The sequence below is a fragment of the Rhodoferax sp. genome (assembly GCF_028688795.1).
In the GTDB taxonomy this organism is placed as follows: Bacteria; Pseudomonadota; Gammaproteobacteria; order Burkholderiales; family Burkholderiaceae_C; genus Rhodoferax.
Map to the genome: position 1 here is coordinate 72,754 of NZ_JAQTXM010000027.1, position 2,158 is coordinate 74,911.

Consider the following 2,158-nt stretch of genomic DNA (forward strand, 5'->3'; position numbering starts at 1 on the left):
GATTCGCCCGCCAGCAATGGCGGGCGTGGATTGAAACTTTTGCCCAATGCGGCAGGTGCTGCGTTGAAAGCGATTCGCCCGCCAGCAATGGCGGGCGTGGATTGAAACAATGCCCCCATCGAGGGTGCAAGGTTCTCGGCGGATTCGCCCGCCAGCAATGGCGGGCGTGGATTGAAACCATGACTTGAGTGCTGCTGGCTTTGCCTTCTTGCGATTCGCCCGCCAGCAATGGCGGGCGTGGATTGAAACCACATAAGCACATGCGAAAAGTTGCCGAGTTCATTGATTCGCCCGCCAGCAATGGCGGGCGTGGATTGAAACCAGTCGGTGTACGCCGGGGTGTCACGCGATGGTGCGATTCGCCCGCCAGCAATGGCGGGCGTGGATTGAAACTGGCTATTGATCTTGACATTGAGTTTCTGCGTACGATTCGCCCGCCAGCAATGGCGGGCGTGGATTGAAACACCTTGAGCCCGTTGATGGCGTGGGTGGGTGGAGGATTCGCCCGCCCGCCATTGCTGGCGGGTGTGGATTGAAACACTTGCACCTGTACGCGATAACCCTTCACTGTTTGATTCGCCCGCCAGCAATGGCAGGCGTGGATTGAAATACTGCGCTATCGGCCACTAGGCCCGCGACACTGATGATTCGCTTGCCAGCAATGGTTAGTCTATATAAAGTAGTGCTCTAGCCCTTATGTATAAGGCGCTAGAAGCTATATATTTCATAGTGAAATATATCCATGATAAATTCTAAAACGGACTTCTTGTGCCGGCCATGGTCGCCGACAATTCACAAATGCGCCACACACTTTCAGATCAAAAAATCGAACTGACCTCCATATGCCCCGTATTGGACGGCAACTTGCCTAACCGCTGAATCACATGACTGACGCGCCAGCAGCACCAATCCACTGGGTGGTTCGCATGAACTACAGGAACCGCGCGGGCTCCTGGCTGGCGGCTTTTGTCGTGTTGGCGGTCCACTTTAGCGAGCATGCGTACGGCCTTTGGTTCTGGCTGTTCATGGGCCTGCAGTTTTTGGTCTATCCCCATGTGGTGTTTTGGCGTGCCCGCCATGCAAAAGATCCGCTGGCGGCAGAAATCCAGAACCTGTTGTTTGATAACTTCTGCTTCGGCGTGTGGGCTGCGGTGCTGGGGTTTCCGCTGTGGATCACCTACACCTTGTTCATCTGTGGTTGCATCAACATGGTGGCGTTCAGCGCATTCAAAGGCGTGCTGCAGGCGCTTGGTGCGTTTCTGGCGGGGGTCTTGCTGGTGTTTGCGGTTGTTGGCTGGCACTTTACGCTCGACACCTCGTTGCTGGTGAGTGCCTTGAGCATGGCGTCTTTATCGGGTTATCTGATTCTGTTTGCCTTCGATGCCCACAGGCGCACGGTTGCCCTCAGCGAAACGCGTTCCAAGTTGCGCCAGAGTGAGGCGGGGCTGCAGCGCCAAATCCAGGCCATCCAGTCCTTGCAAGCCCAACTCACCGAGCAAGCCAACCGCGACCCGCTCACCGGTTTGTACAACCGTCGCTACCTCCACGATTCCATGCAAAGGGAGTTTGACCGTTGCGCGCGCGAGGGTGCGCCGTTAAGTTTGCTGCTCATTGACCTGGACCACTTCAAGCTGGTCAATGACCACCACGGTCACAGCGTGGGTGATGAGGTCTTGCGCCAGGTCTCCGCTATTCTGGAACAAGAAACCCGTTCTAGTGACATCTGCTGCCGTTACGGTGGCGAAGAGTTTTTGCTGGTCTTGCCCGGCGTGGACGTGCAAGCCGCGCAAGAGCGTGCGGAACATTGCTGCAACCAGATCGCTGCACATCCATGGCTTGTTAACGGCCAAGCGTTTGCTGTCACCCTGTCGGTTGGTGTGGCCTGCACGGCGGATACCCGCCTGACACCCGCCGAGTTGATTGACCGCGCGGACCAGGCCCTTTTTCGCGCCAAGGCTGAAGGGCGCAACCGTGTTTGCCTGTCTGGCCCTACCACCCTCGCGTAAACCGGGTTAAGGTCGATGGCAAAAATATGGTAACTACTCAGCTCCCAACGGAGATTAATTTGAGTTCGCTATGAAATAGTGAGCGAGAATTAGTTTTGATGCCAACCCTGCCCGACCTCACCGAACTCAGCCATGCACAAAAGGATGAGCTG

The 2,158-nt window shown here is 56.2% G+C and carries 1 protein-coding gene and 1 CRISPR repeat array; the gene reads left to right on the forward strand.

The window, feature by feature from the left end; all coding sequences use genetic code 11:
• Positions 1–610: direct repeats of the CRISPR family, unit length 37 nt; unit sequence GATTCGCCCGCCAGCAATGGCGGGCGTGGATTGAAAC.
• Positions 611–926: 316 nt separating this feature from the next.
• The gene (locus tag PHQ58_RS17985) at positions 927–2,006 is read left to right on the forward strand and encodes a sensor domain-containing diguanylate cyclase (protein ID WP_300113655.1); all 1,080 of its coding nucleotides are present in this window, start codon (positions 927–929) and stop codon (positions 2,004–2,006) included.
• The last annotated feature ends 152 nt before the right edge of the window (positions 2,007–2,158 follow it).